Genomic DNA, 19,449 nt, shown 5'->3' with positions numbered 1-19,449 from the left:
CCATGTCCCAGTACACGATTCCCCATGTCATCGAACGCACACCGAACGGCGAGCGCTCCTTCGACGTCTTCAGTCGGCTGCTCAACGACCGAATCATCTTCCTGGGCACCGAGATCGATGACGGCGTCGCGAATGTGGTGATGGCGCAACTGCTGCACCTGGAGTCGGAGTCGCCGGATCGCGAGATCAGTCTGTACATCAACTCGCCGGGCGGCTCGAACACCGCGATGCTGGCCATCTACGACACCATGCAGTTCATGCGCACGCCGGTCGAGACCTACGCCATGGGGCAGGCGGTGTCGGCCGCGGCGGTGCTGTTGGCGGCGGGCACGCCGGGGCGCAGGTACGTGCTGAACCACTCACGCGTGCTGCTGCATCAACCGTCGGCGCAGGGGCAGGGCACCATCTCGGATCTGGCGCTGCAGGCGGCGGAGGTGATGCGGGTGCGCGCGCAGACCGAGGCCATTCTCAGCAAGCACACCGGTCAGAGCGTTGAACAGCTGCGCAAGGACACGGCCCGCGATCGCGTGTTCACCGCGCAGGAGGCGGTGGAGTACGGCCTGGCCGACGAGCTGATCTTCACCCGCGACCGCTGACGGCTCAGGCCGCCAGCAGTTCGACGCGCGCTTCGGAGACCGGGCGGCGGCGCAGCTGCCGCTCTGCGCCCAGTTTCCGAGCGCCGCGAAAAAGCAGGGACTCGATGGGCAGCCCGAGCGCGAAGCAGATCGAACGCAGCATCTCCGAGGACGCTTCCTTGCGTCCCCGCTCGATCTCGGACAGGTACTGCTTGGACATGCCGACTTCGGTCGCCACATCGGCCAGTGTGCGGTCCTGATCCAGCCGCTCGTCGCGCAGCACTTCGCCGTAGACGGCGCGCAGCAGCGGCGACGCCGTTTCGACCCGGTCGCTGCGGGATTCGCCACGGCGGCGCGCATCGAGATCGACGACGACGCCATCTTCTTCTGCTGCCATACCGACGAGTCTGACACCCCGCCGCGCCGACCCGGACCATGTTCACGCAGGGCAGACAAACGCGGTCATGCCCCGTTGCTGCCGACGTATTCGATGCCGGTGATGATGTCCGGATCAATGACGATCAGCTGATTGTCCTGCGCGGCCGATGGTTGTAGGTGTGCCTGGTACTCGGCGAGTTCCTGACGGTCGGTGACGGTGTCGGCGACGCCGGTGATGATCACGCACCGGCCGAGCGTGGTCTGGTGATCGATGGTGTCGACCTCATAGGCGACGACCTGTCTGTGCAGCGTGCGGATCATCGCCGGGTCGGCGGCGATCACAATGCAGCCGTTGACGACTGTGTGCCGGACAGGCCGGATCGCGGGTAAGGCGTGCCGCGAGAACGCGATGCGGCCGAAGCAGACGCTGTGGAGCAGGTCCAGAGATTCCTCTACCGACAGCGCACGCGTCTCGCCTGCGTGGTTGGCGGGCATGCCTTCATTGTCCCACCTGTTGCGGATCGGTTTCGGGGCATGGACGCGATGGCGAAAATTGCTCGAGTAACCCTAAAATTAAAGATCTGGTCCGAGTCCCGAAGTGCGGCTCGCAGGCGTTTACCCACCTACCGACGAAGGAGGAGGACATGCCTGACTCCGCGCGACTCGACTACACCGGCAATTCCACGCGTGTGCGCCGCCCACAGCGATCCGACCTATTGTTCGAATCCCTCGGTGGTAACGCGCAATTCGCCGATGTCGGCGACCGGTTGGTCCGGCACCTGTTCGATGTGGGTCTGCGACTGCACCACGTACTCGACGTACTCGACCCCGCGACGCAACCCCAACTCCGCGAGACCATCACCGCTCTGGTCGATGACCTGGACATGTTGATCCGCGACACCGGTTTGGCCATGCTCGCCCTGACCAGTGCGCACAAGGGAGCGGCACCGGCCGGTGTTCGGCCCGCCAGAGTCCGGCTACGTCGCCGTTGACAGAAAATTCCGACAGCAGGTTTGCCTGTTGATGCCTGGGTATTCGATGCGCAGGAGGTGTGACATGCCGAAAGAGTGGAGTGACAAAAGGGAACGGCAGTACGAGCACATCAAGGACTCGGCCGAGGACCGCGGTGCGAGCACCAAGCGGGCGAAAGAAATCGCCGCTCGTACGGTCAACAAGAATCGCGCTCAGTCCGGCGAGTCGAAGACGGCGAGCCGGTCCTCGGTCCGGGACAAGTCCCCGCAGAGCCGGGGCGGGCAGCGGTCCGGTCGTAAGGGGCCCAGGGGGATGACCCGCGACCAGCTCTACAACGAGGCCCGTCAGCGCGGTATCAAGGGGCGCTCGAAGATGAACAAGGGGCAGCTCGAGAAGGCGCTGGGTCGGTCCTAGCACTGGTGCTCACGAGCTGAACGACCGCTTGAATACCTCGAAGACGGATAGGTAATTATTGGTGCGGTAGCCCCTGGCGCTCGCGCGTTCGCCGAATGTCCGCATCAGTTGTGGAAGGTCGGGCTGGATGCCCTGCTCCACACTGGTGCGGACGATGTGGGCGAGCCCGTTCAGGTTCATTTCCATGGTGCCGAAGTCGCCGGGGTAGTTCGCCTTGTCCAGGTTGGGTGCCTGCTCGACGAGGTAGGGAGTCACCACGAAGGGCAGGAACCAGTCGAGTGCGAGTTCGGCGAATGTTTCCGCGGTGACATTCGCCGAACCGACCAGCGCCGCGGCGTGCAGGAATCCGTTCATGGTGGCGTACATGAGGTCTAGGAGCGCCGTGTTGTAGAGGACGGCCAAGCCGGTATCAGCCCCGAGATAGCGGGGGTTGCCGAGCGTCGCGAGTATCGCGTGGTGTTGGTCGAAGACCTCGCGTGAACCGCTGTAGAGGAAGACTGATTCGGGATTGCCGACGAGGAAGGGCGGCACCATGATCGCACCGTCGAGGTAGGCGGCGCCTGCCTTCGCCGCCCACTCGGCCGCCGCGTGCGCCTCGCTCGGCGTGCCGGAGTTCAGATTCACCAGGACACTGCCCCGCAGCGCGTCGTCGGTCGCGTCGAAGATGTCATAGATGGTGTCGTAGTCCTTCAAGCACAGCAGGGTGACTGCGCTTGCGGAGATCGCCTCGGTGATGCTCCCCGCGCGGTGCACCCCGCGCGCGATGAGGCCGTCCGCCTTCTCTGGCGTCCGATTCCATACAGTTAACGAATGTCCTTGCCGCAGTAGTGTTTCGGCGAGCGCGATGCCCATCGGTCCGAGGCCGACGACGGTGACGGAACTGGTCGGTTGCGGAGCTGTCATACAAAAAACGCTAAAGTCTCACATAATGTGAGACTCAACCTCGAGACGATGTGGTGATCGACACGTGCGCATTGGAGCTCTGTCGCAGCGGACCGGCGTCAGCGTCCGCCTGCTGCGCTATTACGAGGAACAGCACCTGCTGAAGCCGGAGCGCAGACCCAGTGGCTACCGGGAGTACAGCGAGCGTGACGTGCACACCGTCCAGCACATCCGCATTCTCTTGTCGGCCGGGCTCGGGACACACACGATCGGCGAGTTGTTGCCGTGCATGGTCGATACCGGTGCCGGCCTGGCACCCGCCTGCCCCGACATGCTGCCCGACCTCTATCGCGAGCACGACCGAATCGCTGGTGCCATAGCGGATCTCGAAGCCGCCAAGGTGACGTTGGCGGCCATTATCGCGGCGACGCCGCCGGACGATATTCGGGTGGATGCCTGTCCCGCGGAGGACCCGCCGAACCTGCCCGCACGGCAATCGATCCGGGCGAAGTCGAGGTAACCGCAAGTGTTCTCGACGTAGCGGTGTTCGCGTCAAGCGGGGTGGGTCTGTACCCCTATGTTTTCTGGGTATCCGGAAAGGGGGAGGGTGCGGATGATGGGTAGTGGAGGGAGGGGATGTCGGGGTGGCGATCGACGTCGAGCGGGTGGGGATGGAGGGTGGGGCTCGGGGAGTGGTCGAGCGGGGGCTCAGCGGTGTGCCGCCTACTGCGTTGGTGCTGACGGGGATCGTCAGTGTGCAGGTGGGTGCTGCGCTGGCCAAGCAGTTGTTGTCCGCGACGGGGGCTGCGGGGGCGGTCAGTATGCGGCTGGTGTTCGGCGGGGTGGTGTTGCTGGTGGTGTGGCGGTCCGCATTGCGGGTCGGGCGGCAGGCGGTGCCGGTGGTGCTGGCGTGTGGCGCGGTGCTGGGGGTGATGAATCTGTTGTTCTATGCGGCGATCGATCGGATACCGCTCGGGATGGCGGTGACGATCGAGTTTCTCGGGCCGCTGGCCGTGGCGCTGGGCGGGTCGCGGCGCTGGATGGATCCGCTGTGGGTGTTGCTGGCCGGGGGTGGGGTGGTGTTGCTGACCCAGGTGGATGGGGCGGTCGACGGGGTCGGGGTGCTGTTGGCGTTCGGGGCGGGGGTGTTGTGGGCGTCCTACATCCTGTTGAGTGCGGCGCTCGGTGAGCGGACCAGCGGTGGGGGCGGGCTGGCGATCGCGATGGCGTTCGGCGGGGTGCTGATGGCGCCGCTCGGGATTGTCGACGCGGGGAATGCGTTGCTCGAACCCGGTGTGCTCGCAATGGGATTCGCGGTGGCGATGCTGTCGTCGGTACTGCCGTACTCGGTGGAACTGGAGGCGTTGAGGCGGATTCCACCTCGGGTGTTCGGGGTGCTGATGAGTTTGGAGCCTGCGGTCGCGGCGTTGGCCGGGCTGATCGTGCTCGGTCAGTTCATGAATATTCCGCAGTGGGTGGGGGTCATCTGCGTGGTGGCTGCTTCCGCGGGTGCGACACGCACTGCTGAGAAGCGTTGAGGGGCAGCAGTTCCGCGTGGGATGTCGCCCGCGCGGCTCGAGGATCCGACACACCTGCGGCGCGGGTATCGGTGATGTCGAAGGACGCCACCACGGTTCGTGGCTCGGGCCGGGTCTGCACGTGGACGGCGAGCGGATCGAGGACTGCTCCACCTACGCATCCGCTCGCCGTCTACACCAGATCCGCGACACCGTGGTCCGGGTGACCGATTCCACCGGTGCGGTCGGGGTCGGTCAGCCGATCAGCACCGGTGGTGACGAATCTCTGGGGTTGACCAAAGAGTCGTCCTTCATGTGAGTTCTAGGATCTGGACCGGGAATGCAGGGCCGGTCTGGCTTGCCGAGAAGCTACACCTCCCCAATCCACTGCACGCCGCTGTGCTGCGTGTTGAACTGGACATCATCGCTGAATGACACTGTCACGGTGCCCTTTCCGGGCTGTGACCACTTCATCCCTTCATCCGGCTCGACGGTGACTGTCCTGCGCTGCTCGGAGCCGTCGCACCCCTTCTCAGCGACTACGTCCTCCCCGGTGTCCGGGTCCTTCTCCGTGAGGTCGACGTCGGCCGTGCCCGTGCCTTCGGCAGGTGTATCACCCTCCTTGGCTTCTTCTTTCACAGCGACACTGATCATCGAGTGCTTCGCGCCTTCGGCGCAGGTGAAGACGACGTCGACCAGAAGGTTCTTTTTGCTCGAATCGAGAGCCACGGCGGCGACGGAGATGGACTCGTCGGCTGCGGACGATGCCGTTGCAACCATCCCGATCTGCAGTGCCGCGGCGATCGCCACCACGCTGCCGACCAAAACCTTTGATGTGCGCATAGAAACGCTACCTCCCATTGCTGTTTCGGCGACGCCGGTAGCCGAGCCCAGAGTTACCGGTACGTCAGGACTGCTGGCAGAACTGCCATCTGAAACGTGTAAAGCAGGCTCTTGGCACGCTCATGAGAAATGTGGAACAGCGTCCATCGCATTTTCCGGGGCCCCGAATACAAGCCGGAGTCGCGGCTGTATTCGGGGCGGGCAATGTGCGGCGGCCACATGCCTGACCATCGGAATGGAATGGATCGCGAAAAGGTTAGCGCATCGGGTCAGAGGCGGCAAAATGCCAGGTCGGCCGATGTTTTCAGGTCATGCATTCCGCACTCTGAAATTACCTGAAATTGCACCCATCCAGAACTGTCCTGGCAACGAATACATACTGTCGTTCGAATTGATTGCAGACTGACAGCTGTTCGTGGATTACTCTTCGCCGTTACGACACCGAGGGAGGTGCGGCGAGGGCTGCGCGAATCTCGTCGACGCTCGGATTCACCAGTTGGTGCCCGTTCGCCAGCACGGTAGGCGTGATCTCGTCCCCGCCGGTGATCGCCCGCACCTCGGCCGCGGCAGCCGGATCGCGAGTGATGTCCACTTTGCGGAAAGGGATGCCCGCCAGGCGAAGTCGGACACCTAGGCGCTGGCAGTACGGGCACCAGCGACGCCAGTAGATGGTGATCGGCGCGGTGCTTTCGGACGGTCCGGACTCGGTCATCGTTGGTCCCTGGTGCGCTCGTTGTTCGCGGGCGCACTGCGCCGCGCGGGGGTGTCATCCGAGCGTATACCTGCGGTCAGGCTCATGTCTGCGCTCGCGATTCTGGGTAGGCCGGACCTGATCTGCCCGGAAACCGCGCCGGAAATTCGGTCGATCCTGGCTCCCGCTGTATCTACGGTCAGGATGTGACCCGTCAGTTTTTGAGCGAGGCGCAAGCCACCAAAATCCTCCGTCCAGTGTGGCCGGATGTGGTCGTAGCCGACGTCTGCCCTCGGACGGGTGGGCAGTTGAGTTCGGTCTACGAGGTGCGCTGCGTGCAGCCTGCGGATGCGGTGATCGTGAAGATCTATGCCGAAGAATGGCGCTGGAAGCAGGCCAAGGAGGTCTCGGTGTACCGGCTGCTGAGTGCACACGAAGTCGACTCGGTCCCGCTGATCCTGCGGGTCGAGCCTGACACCGCCCTGTTCGGTTACGCCTTCACCGTCATGACCATGCTGCCCGGCGTGCCGCTTTCGCATGTCAGCGCTGATCTCGATGCTGCGCAGGTGACTCAGGTCTACCGTCAGCTCGGCGCGACGCTGGCGGCGATCCACCGGATCGGGCAGAGCTCCTACGGCTATCTGACGACCCGGATCTTGGATCCCGAGCCGGACAACACGGCCTATATGACGCGTCAGTTCACGAAGAAACTTGCCGAGTTCGAGGAGCTCGGCGGTGACCCGGAACTGCACGCCGGTATCCGGGACTTTGTCGCGAAACGGGCCCGCCTGTTCCGTCGCTGCGAAGCGCCGGTGTTGTGCCACAACGACTTCCATGAAGGAAATGTCCTTGTCGAACGCCAGGGCGACGGCTGGAAGATGAGCGGGTTCATCGATGTGGAGAATGCCGTCGCTGCGGATCCGCTCGTGGATCTCGCCAAGACCGATTACTACGCCGTACAGGGTGACCTGTTCAAGCGGACCGCGCTGGTGGAGGGTTATGGATGGCTGCCTGCGGATTGGTTGGCGAGGTTGGAGCTCTACCGGCTATATCACGCGCTGGAACTGTGGGACTGGTTTGCTTCTATCGGGGAGGGGGCGCCGTTGGCCGGGATCGCGGCCGACATTCGGCGGATGGTCTGAAACATTCGACGGTTTGTGTCACATGGCGGGGCTCGGGGGGTGAGGATGCTACGTACTCGCCGGGGTGCGGTGCTCCGGTGCCCAGGACTAGGACCGAATTCATGAAGGTTGTGCGGATGCGGGTGGGGGTTGTTGCGGGAGTTGTGGGGGTCGCGGCGGTGGCCGCGGTGGGGATGGCGCCGGGCGTGGGGGCGACGGTGACCCAGGTGGGGCTGGCGCCGGGGATCAGTTTCGGGTCGTCGACCAATTATGGGACGGGGTGCAGGTATCAGGCGCGGGCTACGGTGACCGACGTGGTGCAGCCGGTTGTGTTCTACGACAACGGGATTCCGTTCGCGGTGACACGGCCGTCCGGGGGGACGGCGTTGGTCGATTGGGTGCCTGCGACGCCGGGTTTGCACACGATCAGTGCGGTCCAGGCGCCGGATGACCGGATCGTCGCGGGGGTGGATATTCGCGTCGGGAACGGTATGCACGTGGGGAACGGCTGCGTCGTCGGCAACGGCTGAAACGGACAAACCGGCACTGCGTTCCGGGACAGTCGAATTGGGCCGCCGACCGAGTGGTGGGCGCGGCGTTGCGGGGCTACCATCTCCTCGTCGGGCGCCCGTGAGGAGGGCAGTGATGTGGGAAACTCCGTTCGGGACGGCCAGCGCCGATCCCGCTCGTGGCCCGCTGTCGCCGGGGGTACGGACATGATCAAAGTCGAACTCGACATCAATTCCGGCAGACCGAATCCGCGGTGGAAATTGACGCCGGGGGACGAGGCGCAGCTGCACGGATTGATTGCCGCAGCGCCGCGTGCGGCCGTCGGGGAGATCGAAAACCACAGTGAATACCGAGGTTTCGTCGCCCAGCTATCGGACGAGGAGACCCTGCGGGTGCATCGCGGGGTAATGGAGATCGCGCGCGGCGACCAGTGCTCATATCGCACCGACGGTGACCGCGCGGTCGAGCGGTGGCTGTTGGCGACCGGGCGACCGACGCTGGAGCCTGGCGACTACCAGACTGTTGTTGCGGCGCTGTGGGATTGAGGCGCGGAACGCTGCGGGACCGATGCGTGGCGCTGTGGGAATAATGTGCGGGTTGCTGTGAGGCTGAAGCGCGGGCCGGGCTGGGATTGCTCCTCGGGGCGCCAGGGGGGTTGCCGCCTGGGCGCCGTGAGATCGACGCGCGGTGCGTAATGGGATCGACACGTCGATATAGCCTTCGGTCGGCTCAAACCCTCGCCCGCTAACAGTAATGGGGCCGAATCGCCGACGGGGCCTGCACCTTTCGCGGTCGCTGCGCCACGCGTCCCGGCGCAGCGGACTCGGCTCATGGGTCCCGGGCACCCGGTAGGTGAACTTCATTTCCCGGCAACCGGTTCCGCCGCCTACTCTTGACGCTTTGAACACTTTGACGCAATATGTTCAACATGAGCAGTGCGGCGCAAGAAGCGCCCTGGGGTGCAGCACCCATCGAGCTGGTGGTCGGCGCGGCGGAATGCGTTCGACGATTCGGGGTCAACGGGTTTCGGCTGACCGAGGTCGCCAAGATCGCGGGAGTGTCCCGGGGCACGGTGTACAACGGGTTCGGCGACAAGGAAACCGCGATCAATGCGGGGCTCGCCTACCTGTGCAATGCCTTCATCGAGGGACTCGCGGCGGGGGTGCGCCCGCTGCCGAGTTTGCGCGAGCAGATCGGTGCGGCGGCGGCGATGATCTACCAGCACGTGCGGACACCGCAGGCCTTCTCGCCCGCGCTGCGCACCGAGAGCATCATCGCCACGCTGCTGGAACACTACGGCGACAACCTGTGCCACAGCTGGGCCGCGTTCTGGGCGGCCCTGGTCGCCGAGGCGCAGGACCGCGGCGAAGTCGACCGCGACCTGGTGCCGCTGCACGCGGGCGACTGGATCGTTCGTGTCTTGCTCAGCTTGGAGATCCTGCCGTTCGTGGTGGCCGGCTTCATCGACGCGGACGACGTGCGGGCGCGCACCGGCGACTTCCTGCTCAACGGGCTCGCGCCCCGCGCCGAGGAAGTGAAATCGGATGACAAGTGACGACTTCGAGGTCGCGATCATCGGTGCCGGGCCGGGCGGAATCACCGCCGCATATCACCTATTGCGTTCCGGCATAACGAATTTCGTCATCCTGGAGCGTGCCGGAGATTTCGGCGGCAGCTGGCGCGACAATGTGTACCCCGGCCTCGCCGTCGACATCCCGGCCCTCTTCTACCAGTTCCCCTTCGCCCGCAAGGCCGATTGGTCGCGACTGTTCCCGGAGGGGCCCGAGATCCAGGCGTACAACCAGCAGGTGGCCGCAGACCTGAACCTGGACAGGTACTTTCGCGGCAGCTGCACGGTAGAACGCGAAGTTTGGGACGACAGCGCACGAGTCTGGGTGCTTGACATCGCGGGGGACGAACCGGTTCGCGCTCGTTTCGTCATCAGTGCCGTCGGCGGATACATCAACGCGAAGTCGGCCGACACGATCGCGGGCACCGACGACTTCCGCGGGACGATCCTGCGCCCGAACTCCTGGGACCCCGAATACTCCTGTGGCGGTCGGCGAGTGGCGGTGATCGGCACCGGGTCGAGCTCGGTACAGATCGTCGCGGCGGTCGTCGCAGAGGCCGAGCGAGTGGATGTCTATCAGCGGACACCCTCGTGGATCCTGCCCAAGCCCGACTTCGCGTTCTCCCCGCGTGCGCAACGGGTGCTGGCCCTTCCGGGTGTCGCCGCCGCCATCAACGGAACCTTGTTGGCAGCCATGGAGATCCCGCTCCAACTGATCTGCCATGTGCTTGCACTGCTACCGCGCCGGTTGCTGGCCACCCTGCTGCCCCAGTACGACAAGATCTGGCGCGGTCTATATCGAATCTTGTTGCGGCACAAAGTCGGCAACGATGCCGATCGCAGAGCCCTGGTGCCGGACTACGGCATCCTCGCCAAGCGCCCTGTGTTGTCGAGTGGCTTCTTCACCGCGCTCGAGGCGGATTCGGCGGCGCTGGTCGTGAATCCGATCGAGCGAATCACCCCCGACGGTATCCGCACGGTGGACGGCACGGAACGTGCGTACGACCTCATCGTCCTGGCGACCGGCTACGAACTGTTTACCGACCCGGAAACCTACCAACTCGGTAAGACCATGGGCCCCAACGGTTTCGACCTTGCCGAAGAGTATCGCAAGAAGGGGCTGCGCAGCTACGGCGGCTCAGCACATCCCGGCCTGCCGAACCGCTGGTCGCTGGTAGCACCACAGGGCTTCGTCGGCGCAGCCTGGCACACCTTCGTAGACCTCACGGCTCGGCACGCGATACGGATCATCGCCGAGGCCGGCCGCCGCGACGCCGCTGTCGCACAGGTCCGTACCGAGGCGTTCGACCGCTGGGTGCGCAAGATGCACAGGCACAGCAAGGTCATCAGCACCTACACCGTCGACTGCAACCCCGGCCTGCGCACCTACTTCGTCAACTCGCATGGTGAGGCGCTGTACTACCGACCGCAAACCATCAGCGGCGCAGTCTGGTTCAGCCGGTTCTCCTCGCTCGACGACTACTCCTTCACGCCACACAATTGAATCCATCGAGAATCGAGGCACCCTATGACCGCACTCGCCGGAAAAGTCGCCCTGGTCACCGGAGCCGCACGCGGACAAGGCCGTTCGCACGCGGTCCGGCTGGCCCGCGCCGGCGCCGACATCGTCGCCCTCGACGTCTGTGCGCAGACCGCGACATTCAGCGGCTATCCGATGGCCGAACCCCAAGATCTGGCCGAGACCGCCCGCCTGGTCGAGGCGGAAGGGCGCACGGTGCTGACGAGTCAGGTCGATGTGCGCGACCTGGCCGGCCAGCAGGCCGCCGTTGCCGAGCTCATCGCCACTTTCGGTCGCCTCGACATCGTGGTTGCCAATGCGGGAGTGTGCAGTTGGGGCCGGCTCTGGGAGATCTCGGCCGAGCAGTTCCAGGAGGCCGTCGACGTCAACCTGGTCGGCGTCTGGAACACCATCAAGGCGACGGTCCCCGCGATGATCGAGGCGGGCAACGGCGGGTCGATCATCACCGTCAGTTCCTCCGCAGGGGTCAAGGCGCCGCCCGGCTGCGGTCATTACGCCGCAAGCAAATTCGGCGTCGTCGGCCTGACCAAATCGCTGGCCGTCGAGCTCGGTGAATACGGCATACGCGCGAATACGGTGCTGCCGTACGGGACCAACACCCCGCTGGGCAATGACACGTCGATGTACTCACTGTTCGAACAGCACCCCACCTTCGTCTACAGCTTCCAGCCGAACCTGTTGAAGACCGATGGACTGGTGGAGCCCGAGGAGATCTCCGAGGTCGTCGTCTGGCTGGCCGGGGACGCGTCGGGCGTCGTCACCGGTGCTCAGATACCGGTCGACAAGGGGTTCTTGGCCAGGTAGCCGATGGCTCGGCCCGGACCCATATGACCTCGACCACAGCTTCCGCGCAGGTAGTGTCGTTTTCGTGGAGTTTGCTACCTAACGGAATGGAGAAAGCTGTGCAGATCCAGATCAATACCGGAAGCGGCATCCACGGCGGCGAAGACCTGAATCGGTGGGCGGAGACCGAGATCGCCTCGGTGCTCGATCGTTTCAGCGATCAGCTGACGCGGGTCGAGGCCCACCTGACCGACCAGAACGGCGAGAAGGGCGGCCCGGAGGACAAACAGTGTGTGCTGGAGGCGCGGCCCGCCGGACAGCACCCGGTGGCGGCCACGCATCGTGCGGGCTCGGTCGAAGAGGCGGTGCGCGGGGCGGCGGACAGCATGGCGCACCTGCTCGACAGCAAGTTCGGGCGCCTGCACCACACCAAGGGCGGCGAGACGATCAGGCACATGCCCGCCCCCGATTAAGCCCCGGTCGTGGAGCCGGGCCGGACGATCATCAGCACGGTGACGACGACCCACAGCAGGTTGAAAACGCCTGTGTCCATGCCGAGTCGGCGGATCAGGGTGGGCGTCGCGCCGGGCAGGTCGGCGAGGATCTTGTGCTGGCCCGGCAGGATGAGCAGCGCGAGCACGCCAGCCGCGGCGGCGGTCAAACCGATGGAAATGATGAGCCAGGTGTCGGTGAGCACGCCGAGGCTGAGCGCGGTGAGCGCGCCGAAGATCGGGACGAGGATCCCGAGGTAGGCATAGACGCGGCAGATGCGGTGCAGCGTCGCGAGCACGGCGGGTTCGCTACCGTTGTCCGCGAGGGCACGGCGCGTGGTCGGCGGGAACATGCTCGCCGCGACCGTCACCGGTCCGACGGCGAGGATCACGGCCAGTACGTGGACCGACAGCAGAAACTTCGTCACAGCGGCGAGACTAGCCGCGATTCGATCGGCGAGGAACAGGCGAAACTGCCATACACCGGTCGATTCTGGCCAAAGGCTCTGAGCTCGTGCTTCGGACGATATGACCAGCTCATCGCTATTGGCGCGAATCTGCCAGCGACCTAGCATGGTGCCATGCATGTGGTGGCTGTTCTCGCACTGGACCGGGTCATCCCCTCCGACCTCACGACGCCCATCGACGTGTTCGGCTGCGCCAGGCTGCCCGACGGACGGCCCGCGTATCGGGTGCGGGTCTGCGGCGCCGCGCCGACGGTGGACGCCGGCGCGTTCACGCTGCAACCACCGTTCGACCTGACGGCACTGGCCGACGCGGACACGATCATCGTGCCCGGCCGCGCCGATCCCATGCTGCCGGTCGCCGACGACGTGCTCGACGCGCTGCGGCAGGCGGCGGCCGCGGGTACTCGAATCGCCTCCATCTGCGTCGGCGCCTTCGTCCTCGCCGCCACCGGCCTGCTCGACGGACAACGCGCGACCACGCACTGGGCCGCCGCCACCGAGTTCGCGGCCCGCTATCCCGCCATCGATGTCGACCCTGACGTGCTCTACGTGGACAACGGTCAGCTGCTCACCTCGGCGGGCGCCGCCGCGGGAATCGACCTGTGCCTGCACCTGATTCGCCGCGATCACGGCTCCGCGATCGCCGCCGACGCGGCCCGCCTTTCGGTCGTCCCACTGGAACGTGAAGGGGGACAGGCGCAGTTCATCGTGCACGACCAGCCGCCGACCCCGCGCGGTTCGGTGCTGGAGCCGATAACCCGTTGGCTCCAGGACAATTTCGCGAAGGACCTGACCTTGGAGGACATCGCCGCGCAGGCCGGGATGAGCACCCGCACGCTCAACCGCCGCTTCCGCGAACAGACCGGGACAACGCCGTTGCAGTGGTTGCTGCGGGCCCGCATTCGCCAGGCGCAGTACCTGCTGGAATCCACCGGTCATCCGGTGGACCGGATCGCGGGGCAGGTCGGCTTCGGGTCACCGACCGCGTTCCGCGATCGGTTCAAGCGAGTCGTCGGCACCAGTCCGCACAGCTATCGTGCGGCCTTCCACGGGCCGCAATCCACGGCTGACCAGCGCGGAAGTATGTCACGTCAACCGGAGTGACACGCTCCGTTTCTCGATAGAATTCATCCGTCGAATCCCGATCCACCATCAAGGCGAGGGACAGGTTAGCTATGACCGAGAATGACGGAACACCCCGAGTCGTCCCATCGACGATCGATTACGAACATGCCTATAGCAGCGGCACCCCCTTCGAGGGCGTGACCATGGACCGGCTCCCCTGGGAGATCGACCGGCCGCAACCATTGCTCGTCGAGTTCGAGCAGGCGGGCCGGATCACCGGCGATGTGCTCGACATCGGTTGTGGCCGAGGGGATACCAGTGTTTATCTGGCCGGCCTCGGCTACCGGGTCACCGGGTTGGATTTCGCGCCGACGGCGATCGAAGCGGCCCGCGCCCGGGCGGCAGAAAGTGGTGTGGCGGCGTCGTTCGCCGTCGCGGACGCCACCGTGCTCGCCGGTTACGACAACCGGTTCGACACCGTCGTCAGCAGCGCCCTCGCCCACTGCCTGGATCCGGAACAGCGCAAGGAGTACGTGGCGGCGCTGCACCGCGTGCTCCGGCCCGGCGGGCGGTTGATCCAATTCTGTTTCTGCGAAGCCGAATACAGCGACGCCTACGCCCCGTACGCGATCGCCGAGGACGAACTGCGCACCGCCTTCCGCGCCCCGGATTGGCAACTCACCGAGTTCCGCCGCGGCAAGCTCACCGCGATCAAACCGACCCCGACGTTGCAGGAGGTCTTCGAACGCGACGGCGTACAACTCGAGTACGACGCGGACGGCTCTATGCTGCTGCCCATCTGGGTGGTGGAGGCCGAACGGGTCTGAGCGCAGGCCGATGATTTTTCGATCGCCACCCCGTCAGATCAGGCAACACAGGCACTACTGATCCAGGAGTTGGACGATGAGGAAAATCACCGCAGGCTTGTTCGCCGCCCTCGACGGCGTTGTCGCCGATCCGCAGGACTGGCACTTCCCGTACTTCAACGACGAGATGGGCGTGGCGGTCACCGCCCAGATGGGCAACGCCGACACCATGCTGCTCGGCCGCGTCACCTACGAAGGTTTCGCGGCGGCCTGGCCGGACCGGGAAACCGCGGGTGGTGAGGACGCGGAGATGGCCAAGTCGTTCGGCGATGCTCGCAAGATCGTCGTTTCACATCAGGATCTCGACCTCACCTGGCGTAACTCGGAGGTGTTGAAGGGCGAGCTGATCGAGGCGGTGACCGCGCTGAAGAACGAGCCAGGCGGCGATATCGCCATGAGCGGGTCGGTCTCCGTCGTCCGCCAGCTGCTCGACGCCGGGCTGCTGGACGAGCTGCACCTGCTGGTGCACCCCATCGTGGTGGGCAAGGGCCTGCGGCTGTTCGAGGATCGGGACACGACGCTGCCGCTGCGGCTGCTCTCCTCGGAAACCTTCACCACCGGCGTGCTGCACCTGGTCTACACCAAGGACGAGGCGGCGCCCACCGGCGGCTACGAGGAAGCGAAGGCCAACCTGCCGCACGCGGATCAGTAGGTGATCCGCCGCGGGCCGTCCGGCACGGCCCGCGGCACGGGGGTGTCGAGCAGGTGCGCGAGCTGCTTGACGACCTCGCTGGCCAGGACGGCCTGGCTGGCGGTGGAGAAGTGAATACCGTCCGCGCTCAACAGGTTCGCGCGATCGTTCAACGGGTGGTCCCACATGTCGATCACCACGGCGTCGAATTCTGCGGCCAGCGCGCGGTTGATGTCGTTGAGTCGGCGGACTCGGTCGCGAAAGTCCGGAAAGACCGGCACGACATAGGCTTTGCTGAGGGTAAACGTGGTCAGCTGGGCACCCGTGCTCGCCGCCATCCGGTACATATCCTGCAGGATCTGCTCGATCTCACCGAAATCGGGTGTGCGGCGGACGATGTCGTTCGCACCGGAAGGCAGATGTAGAAGATCGGGGGCGAACTCGCGCATCCGATCCGCTTGGTGCCGCAGGGTTTCGGTGGTGGTCGCCCCGACCACCGCGGTGTTGAGATAGGCCAGGTCGGGCCGCACGCGGCGTAGGACATCGGCAACACGGTCGGGCCAGCCCAGGGTTGTGTAGCCAGGCGTCGGATCGCTGGTACCGGCGGACAAACTGTCGCCGATGACGGCAAATCGTTGCCAGGGTGCGTCGAAGAGCAGTGCTGCGGCTTCCAGGGGCGGGATGCAGAACGGATCGGTCTCTTCGGTGGTGGGGCTCGCCAAGGTCATGAACAAACAATACGTGCGTACGTATGTCTATATCAAGGGGTTGTCATCGCGTGCAGCAGGTCGCGTAGGGCTTGCTGTTGGGCGGGCGTGAGTGAGGTCAGCGGGGACTCGGCACCGAGCAGCTCGACCGCGCGGGCGCGCCGGCGCTTTCCGGCCGCGGTCAACACGATCTGCTTGGCCCGCCGGTCGCTCGGATGGGGTTCGCGGCGAATCAAATCCTGCTGTTCGAGCCGGTCGAGGACGAACGTCGCGTTGGACGGCTCGCAGGACATCCGGGTGGCCAGCTCGCGCGCGGTGATCGGCTCGGACAGCTCGCGCAGGGCGATGACCTGTGACGGGGTGAGGTCGAGCTGCTCGGCGACGCGGCGGACGTGCACGTCGAGCCGATGGGTGAACTGATGCACGAGTTTGCACACGTCCCGGTCGAGCTCGGTGTCGACCGTCGGGGGAGGCTGCCGCGTCATTGCATCGAGTCTAGCGCTCTTGGTTCGAACTGTGATAGTTCTAGTTCGGATCATTTGAGTTAGAACTATATGAGGGATGCTGTGATGCGGCCTGCCGTCTTTTCGTTGATGTTGGTGGTTTTCGGTCTCACCACCGGCGAGTTCGTGATCGCCGGGATTCTGCCGGAAGTTGCTGGGGGAGTGTCCGTTTCGGTATCGGCGGCGGGCATGCTGGTCACCGCGTACGCGATCGGCATGATCGTCGGTGGTCCGGTGGTCACCGTGCTGACGGCGCGGGTGCCGCGCAAACGGCTCATCGTCGGGCTGATGCTGGTCGCGGTGTTCGCCAATCTGGGGTCCGCGATCGCGCCGAACTACCCGGCCCTGTTGGCGACGCGGGCAGTCGCGGGGCTCGTGGTCGCCACGTTCTTTGCCGTGGCGATCGCTACCGCCGTGTCGACCGCGCCGCCCGGCAAGGAAGCAGCGGCGGTGGCGCGGGTGGCGCTGGGGATGAATCTGGGGATCGTGCTCGGGACGCCGATCGGCGCCATCATCGGCCAAAGTCTGGGCTGGCGGGCGACTTTCGTGGCCGTGGCACTGTGCGTGGCCGCCGCGCTGCCCTTGGTACTGCGGTTCATGCCGGATCGGCCGGGCACGGCGGCCGGATCGATCCTCGGCGAGCTGCGCGTGTTCGGCGACCGCGAGGTGTGGTGGGCGATCGGGCTCACCGCGCTCGGAAATATTGGTGTGGTCACTGTTTTCACGTTCATCACGCCGCTGTTGACCGATATCGCCGGCTTCTCGGCGCGTGCGGTGCCGGTGTTGTTGCTGGTGTACGGAGTCGGTGCGGTCGTCGGTAACCAGCTCGGTGGTTGGCTTGCCGACCGGTCACTGCTGGGGTCGGTGGCCGGTCTGCTCGCGGCGTTGATCGGCGCGCTGGCGCTGTTCTGGTTGGTCGGTGGGAATCGGATCGGCTCGACAACTTTGGTTTTCGTCATCGGTGCGCTCGCGTTCGCGATCATCCCCGGAATGCAGACGCGGGTTGTCGCCGCGGCGACCGTCGCACCGACGCTGGCTGTCGCGGTCAATGCGTCCGGCTTTCAGCTCGCCGCCGCGGGCGCGGGACGCCTGGGCGGCTGGGTGATCGACGAAGGGACCGGCCTGCGGTCGCTGCCGCTGGTCGGCGCGGCGCTCACGACAGTGGGCCTGGCCGTCGCGTCGGTGATGTGGTGGCGCGACCGCCGCAGGTCCCCCGAGCCGTTGGCGGAGATCGTCGAACAGCGTTAGCCTGCCAGTGCTTTGGAGACGATGCCGCCGGTGATCGCTTTTGTCAGGTAGTGCGTGGAGTCGTGTGGGCTCGCACCGTTGTCCAGCGGCTCCTCGGTGATCGGGGTGACGTCGGAGCCGGGGAACGGCGGGAAGTACGGGGCCAGGTCGAGGTGGGCGGCGACCAGGTCGTCGCGGTCGACCAGGTTGTACCAGTTGCCGACGGATTTGGGGACGGTGCACGGCTGGGGGCGGAGCCGGTCGTAGATGACGGTGCGCAGGCCGAGCGGCGAACCCATGGTCAGCAGGGTCACCTCCTGGTCGACCCGGTGCAGCGCCTCGTAGGCGACGACCGAGCCGAGGGAATGTGCGATGACGAGTTTGGTATCGGGGCCGACATGGGTGAGCACCTGTTGCTGGGCGTACTCGCGCACCTTTTCGTCGGTGAAGTAGCGGCTGACCTGGGAAAGCGCGCGCACCACGAACTTCTCGGCGAGCCCGACACCGAACGGCGCGAACCAGCGCAGCCGGACCAGCGCGTTGAGTGCCGGTCGCAGTGCGGCTTTGACGCCCTGCGGCCGAGCGTCCGGCGGGGGTACGGCGGTCAGCCGCTGGGCGGTCGCCCGGTCCCGCTGGTCGCCCGCGTGCTCGGCGGCGTTGGCCAACCACACCTCGGCGAGCTGCTCCATGAGCTCGAGCTGCTCGTCGTCGAGGTCGCCCACCGCGGTGCCCTGGGCGCCCTTGGCCAGGAACTGATTGCCGTAGTACGCCATTCGCGTCGAGATATCGCCGGGTAGGCCGTTGCGCCAGAGTCGATCGGCGAGCTCGTTGTCGCCGTGGTTGCGCACCCCGCCCGCCAGCCCGGGCAGCCATTGCGCTTCCAGTGTGTCCGCCGCGGCCTGCTCCTGCGCTATGCCGTGTACAAGGACGATAGTTGCCAACGTCCCCACCCCTTTCGTCGGACTTGTCAGGCCCTGTGACGTTGTCTTGCGATATTTTCGCCTACTCGGCGCCGCTTGTCGCGGGTGTTTCAGTCGGCCCGCCACTTGATCGAGCAGCCCATGCTGGGCTGGTGTGGTTCCGGTACGGGTTTCCCGCCGAGGACGGTTTCGATCGCGGTCCGTAAATCGTTTCCGGTCAATGGTTTTCCGTTGCCGGGCGTGGACTCGTCGAAGGCGCCGCGATAGGCGAGCGCGAGGGACGCGTCGTAAAGGAAGAAGTCGGGCGTGCAGGCGGCCTGGAAGGCGCGGCCCACCTGCTGCGACTCGTCGATCAGATAGGGGAACGTCCAGCCTGCGCGAATAGCCTGGTCACGCAGGTGGACCGGCGCGTCGTCGGGATAGGCCGCGGCGTCGTTGGTGCAGATCGCCACGGTCGGCATGGGCAGCGAGTCGACGAGCGCGCCGAGCGCCGCCTCGAGATGCTGGACGTAGGGGCAGTGGTTGGACGCGAAAACGACCAGCAGACCTGACCCGTTTTCGAAGTCCGCGCGCGAGTGCGTCTGCTGATCGAGGTCGGGCAGGGAGAAATCCGGTGCCGGGGTACCGAGGGGAACCATGCGGGATGCGAGCGCCATGGAAGTGCTTCCGTCGGGATCGAAGACGGTACGAGCGTAGCGCCGCGCGCTGGCGTTCGCCGGAAATCCGTGGGAGCAACGGCATCCGCAGCGGACTCATCGGGCGCATGACCGCCGGCT

The 19,449-nt window shown here is 65.6% G+C and carries 27 protein-coding genes; 17 read left to right on the top strand and 10 right to left on the bottom strand.

Annotated features, from left to right (window positions below; translation table 11 throughout):
* Positions 1–2: 2 nt before the first annotated feature.
* A complete protein-coding gene (locus DMB37_RS12705; RefSeq protein WP_135232873.1) occupies positions 3–596 on the top strand; it encodes a ClpP family protease in 594 nt (197 codons plus the stop codon).
* A gap of 4 nt (positions 597–600) precedes the next feature.
* Here the strand turns inward: DMB37_RS12705 and DMB37_RS12700 are convergent, their stop codons facing one another.
* Positions 601–972, bottom strand: coding sequence for a helix-turn-helix domain-containing protein (locus DMB37_RS12700; RefSeq protein ID WP_135232872.1), 372 nt, complete (start codon positions 970–972; stop codon positions 601–603).
* A gap of 65 nt (positions 973–1,037) precedes the next feature.
* The gene (locus tag DMB37_RS12695) at positions 1,038–1,448 is read right to left on the bottom strand and encodes a pyridoxamine 5'-phosphate oxidase family protein (protein WP_135232871.1); all 411 of its coding nucleotides are present in this window, start codon (positions 1,446–1,448) and stop codon (positions 1,038–1,040) included.
* Positions 1,449–1,597: 149 nt separating this feature from the next.
* On the opposite strand from DMB37_RS12695, the gene DMB37_RS12690 reads away from it, so the two are divergent.
* Both DMB37_RS12690 and DMB37_RS12685 read left to right on the top strand, forming a co-directional pair.
* Complete coding sequence (locus DMB37_RS12690) at positions 1,598–1,945, top strand: hypothetical protein (protein ID WP_135232870.1); 348 nt, start codon at positions 1,598–1,600, stop codon at positions 1,943–1,945.
* 64 nt (positions 1,946–2,009) lie between these two features.
* Complete coding sequence (locus DMB37_RS12685; RefSeq protein WP_135232869.1) at positions 2,010–2,339, top strand: plasmid stabilization protein; 330 nt, start codon at positions 2,010–2,012, stop codon at positions 2,337–2,339.
* A 9-nt stretch (positions 2,340–2,348) separates the two neighbouring features.
* Here the strand turns inward: DMB37_RS12685 and DMB37_RS12680 are convergent, their stop codons facing one another.
* Positions 2,349–3,242, bottom strand: coding sequence for an NAD(P)-dependent oxidoreductase (locus DMB37_RS12680; RefSeq protein WP_135232868.1), 894 nt, complete (start codon positions 3,240–3,242; stop codon positions 2,349–2,351).
* Between the two features lie 64 nt (positions 3,243–3,306).
* Here DMB37_RS12680 and DMB37_RS12675 point away from each other — a divergent pair, with 64 nt between their 5' ends.
* The 3 genes from DMB37_RS12675 (at position 3,307) to DMB37_RS12665 (ending at position 5,057) form a co-directional block, all read left to right on the top strand.
* Positions 3,307–3,741, top strand: coding sequence for a MerR family transcriptional regulator (locus tag DMB37_RS12675; protein WP_135232867.1), 435 nt, complete (start codon positions 3,307–3,309; stop codon positions 3,739–3,741).
* Between the two features lie 124 nt (positions 3,742–3,865).
* Complete coding sequence (locus DMB37_RS12670; RefSeq protein WP_240772372.1) at positions 3,866–4,759, top strand: DMT family transporter; 894 nt, start codon at positions 3,866–3,868, stop codon at positions 4,757–4,759.
* A 121-nt stretch (positions 4,760–4,880) separates the two neighbouring features.
* Entirely contained in the window at positions 4,881–5,057 is a 177-nt protein-coding gene (locus tag DMB37_RS12665) for a hypothetical protein (protein ID WP_206055246.1), read from the top strand.
* A 50-nt stretch (positions 5,058–5,107) separates the two neighbouring features.
* On the opposite strand, the gene DMB37_RS12660 is transcribed toward DMB37_RS12665, so the two are convergent.
* Both DMB37_RS12660 and DMB37_RS12655 read right to left on the bottom strand, forming a co-directional pair.
* Positions 5,108–5,581, bottom strand: coding sequence for a hypothetical protein (locus DMB37_RS12660; RefSeq protein WP_135232866.1), 474 nt, complete (start codon positions 5,579–5,581; stop codon positions 5,108–5,110).
* A 433-nt stretch (positions 5,582–6,014) separates the two neighbouring features.
* A complete protein-coding gene (locus tag DMB37_RS12655; protein WP_135232865.1) occupies positions 6,015–6,293 on the bottom strand; it encodes a glutaredoxin domain-containing protein in 279 nt (92 codons plus the stop codon).
* 185 nt (positions 6,294–6,478) lie between these two features.
* Here DMB37_RS12655 and DMB37_RS12650 point away from each other — a divergent pair, with 185 nt between their 5' ends.
* The 7 genes from DMB37_RS12650 to DMB37_RS12620 all read left to right on the top strand — a co-directional run bounded on the left by DMB37_RS12650 (position 6,479) and on the right by DMB37_RS12620 (position 12,269).
* The gene (locus DMB37_RS12650; RefSeq protein ID WP_206055245.1) at positions 6,479–7,414 is read left to right on the top strand and encodes a phosphotransferase family protein; all 936 of its coding nucleotides are present in this window, start codon (positions 6,479–6,481) and stop codon (positions 7,412–7,414) included.
* A 101-nt stretch (positions 7,415–7,515) separates the two neighbouring features.
* Positions 7,516–7,923, top strand: a complete 408-nt coding sequence (locus DMB37_RS12645; RefSeq protein WP_135232864.1) for a hypothetical protein — start codon at positions 7,516–7,518, stop codon at positions 7,921–7,923.
* A gap of 186 nt (positions 7,924–8,109) precedes the next feature.
* Positions 8,110–8,448, top strand: coding sequence for a hypothetical protein (locus DMB37_RS12640; protein ID WP_135232863.1), 339 nt, complete (start codon positions 8,110–8,112; stop codon positions 8,446–8,448).
* Between the two features lie 383 nt (positions 8,449–8,831).
* Positions 8,832–9,458: a TetR/AcrR family transcriptional regulator gene (locus DMB37_RS12635; protein WP_167768828.1), complete on the top strand. Its 627-nt coding sequence runs from the start codon at positions 8,832–8,834 to the stop codon at positions 9,456–9,458.
* Positions 9,448–10,977, top strand: coding sequence for an NAD(P)/FAD-dependent oxidoreductase (locus DMB37_RS12630; RefSeq protein ID WP_135232861.1), 1,530 nt, complete (start codon positions 9,448–9,450; stop codon positions 10,975–10,977). Before DMB37_RS12635 ends, DMB37_RS12630 begins: the two co-directional genes overlap by 11 nt.
* A 24-nt stretch (positions 10,978–11,001) precedes the next feature.
* Positions 11,002–11,817: a mycofactocin-coupled SDR family oxidoreductase gene (locus tag DMB37_RS12625; protein ID WP_135232860.1), complete on the top strand. Its 816-nt coding sequence runs from the start codon at positions 11,002–11,004 to the stop codon at positions 11,815–11,817.
* 98 nt (positions 11,818–11,915) lie between these two features.
* Entirely contained in the window at positions 11,916–12,269 is a 354-nt protein-coding gene (locus tag DMB37_RS12620) for an HPF/RaiA family ribosome-associated protein (RefSeq protein WP_107660848.1), read from the top strand.
* Here DMB37_RS12620 and DMB37_RS12615 read toward each other — a convergent pair.
* A complete protein-coding gene (locus DMB37_RS12615; RefSeq protein ID WP_135232859.1) occupies positions 12,266–12,715 on the bottom strand; it encodes a hypothetical protein in 450 nt (149 codons plus the stop codon). The two genes, DMB37_RS12620 and DMB37_RS12615, sit on opposite strands and share 4 nt — an antisense overlap.
* A gap of 153 nt (positions 12,716–12,868) precedes the next feature.
* On the opposite strand from DMB37_RS12615, the gene DMB37_RS12610 reads away from it, so the two are divergent.
* The 3 genes from DMB37_RS12610 (at position 12,869) to DMB37_RS12600 (ending at position 15,337) form a co-directional block, all read left to right on the top strand.
* Positions 12,869–13,858, top strand: a complete 990-nt coding sequence (locus tag DMB37_RS12610; protein ID WP_135232858.1) for a GlxA family transcriptional regulator — start codon at positions 12,869–12,871, stop codon at positions 13,856–13,858.
* A 71-nt stretch (positions 13,859–13,929) separates the two neighbouring features.
* Positions 13,930–14,646 (top strand): class I SAM-dependent methyltransferase, encoded by a 717-nt coding sequence (locus DMB37_RS12605; RefSeq protein ID WP_135232857.1) that lies wholly within the window; start codon positions 13,930–13,932, stop codon positions 14,644–14,646.
* A 76-nt stretch (positions 14,647–14,722) separates the two neighbouring features.
* Positions 14,723–15,337, top strand: a complete 615-nt coding sequence (locus tag DMB37_RS12600) for a dihydrofolate reductase family protein (RefSeq protein WP_135232856.1) — start codon at positions 14,723–14,725, stop codon at positions 15,335–15,337.
* Here DMB37_RS12600 and DMB37_RS12595 read toward each other — a convergent pair.
* Both DMB37_RS12595 and DMB37_RS12590 read right to left on the bottom strand, forming a co-directional pair.
* Positions 15,331–16,044 carry an SGNH/GDSL hydrolase family protein gene (locus DMB37_RS12595; RefSeq protein ID WP_135232855.1) on the bottom strand — a complete coding sequence of 238 codons (714 nt, stop codon included), beginning with the start codon at positions 16,042–16,044 and terminating at the stop codon, positions 15,331–15,333. The genes DMB37_RS12600 and DMB37_RS12595 overlap by 7 nt on opposite strands.
* Positions 16,045–16,076: 32 nt before the next feature.
* Positions 16,077–16,508 (bottom strand): MarR family winged helix-turn-helix transcriptional regulator, encoded by a 432-nt coding sequence (locus DMB37_RS12590; RefSeq protein WP_135232854.1) that lies wholly within the window; start codon positions 16,506–16,508, stop codon positions 16,077–16,079.
* An 84-nt stretch (positions 16,509–16,592) separates the two neighbouring features.
* Between DMB37_RS12590 and DMB37_RS12585 the strand changes: the two genes are divergently transcribed.
* Positions 16,593–17,774, top strand: coding sequence for an MFS transporter (locus tag DMB37_RS12585; protein ID WP_135232853.1), 1,182 nt, complete (start codon positions 16,593–16,595; stop codon positions 17,772–17,774).
* Here the strand turns inward: DMB37_RS12585 and DMB37_RS12580 are convergent.
* Positions 17,771–18,703, bottom strand: a complete 933-nt coding sequence (locus tag DMB37_RS12580; RefSeq protein WP_135232852.1) for a hypothetical protein — start codon at positions 18,701–18,703, stop codon at positions 17,771–17,773. The genes DMB37_RS12585 and DMB37_RS12580 overlap by 4 nt on opposite strands.
* Before the next feature lie 80 nt (positions 18,704–18,783).
* Positions 18,784–19,329, bottom strand: coding sequence for a thioredoxin family protein (locus tag DMB37_RS12575; RefSeq protein ID WP_135232851.1), 546 nt, complete (start codon positions 19,327–19,329; stop codon positions 18,784–18,786).
* Positions 19,330–19,449: the final 120 nt, after the last annotated feature.

The organism is Nocardia sp. CS682, assembly GCF_004634405.1.
In the GTDB taxonomy this organism is placed as follows: Bacteria; Actinomycetota; Actinomycetes; order Mycobacteriales; family Mycobacteriaceae; genus Nocardia; species Nocardia ninae.
Note: the sequence above shows the minus strand (reverse complement) of the source record. Positions and strands in the feature narration are given on the sequence as shown.